This window comes from Novosphingobium sp. ST904 (assembly GCF_001298105.1).
Lineage (GTDB): Bacteria > Pseudomonadota > Alphaproteobacteria > Sphingomonadales > Sphingomonadaceae > Novosphingobium.
In genome coordinates, this window is record NZ_LGJH01000015.1 from 1 (window position 1) to 881 (window position 881).

An 881-nucleotide genomic window follows, 5' to 3' on the forward strand; every position below is an offset into this window, starting at 1 on the left:
GGCTCTGTTGCAAACTCTGACACGGTTTCCAAGATTGGGCTCATGTACTGTCAAGGTCAGTTGCGATGAACGATTTCAAAGGACGGCATTTTACCGGCGAGGTCATCCTATGGGCGGTGCGCTGGTATTGTCGATACGGCATCAGCTACCGTGATCTCGAGGAAATGCTGTCCGAGCGTGGGATCGATGTCGATCATACGACGATCTATCGCTGGGTGAGCGCTACGCGCCGGAGATGGAGAAGCGTCTCCGCTGGTTCTGGCGGCGCGGCTTTGATCCGAGCTGGCGTCTGGATGAGACCTACGTAAAGGTGCGGGGCAAATGGACCTACCTGTACCGGGCGGTCGACAAACGGGGCGACACGATTGATTTCTATCTGTCATCGACACGCAGCGCCAAAGCGGCGAAGCGCTTTCTGGGCAAAGCTCTTCGTGGCCTGAAGGACTGGGAAAAGCCGGCCAAACTCAATACCGACAAGGCACCCAGCTACGGCGCAGCAATCGCTGAGCTGAAACGCGAAGGCAAACTGGCGGCGGAAACCGAGCACCGGCAGGTGAAATATCTGAACAACGTGCTCGAGGCCGACCACGGCAAGCTGAAGATGCTGATCAAGCCGGTACGTGGCTTCAAGTCGATGCCAACGGCCTACGCCACGATCAAGGGCTTCGAGGTCATGCGCGCCCTACGCAAAGGACAGGCCCAGGCATGGTGCCTGCAGCCAGGTATCATGGGGGAGGTGCGCCTGGTTGAAAGAGCATTCGGAATTGGACCCTCGGCCCTGACCGAAACCATGATTATGCTCAATAAGCATTTCGCCAATGCTGCCTAATCCCCCAACTGGGTGACGCCGCGCGGCCGTGCCCCATGTTTGCAACAGAGCC

General features: G+C 58.0%; 1 pseudogene. It reads left to right on the forward strand.

What is annotated here, in order from left to right:
* The first annotated feature begins 65 nt into the window (after positions 1 to 65).
* A pseudogene (locus ADT71_RS00080) lies at positions 66 to 829 on the forward strand (IS6 family transposase).
* Positions 830 to 881: the final 52 nt, after the last annotated feature.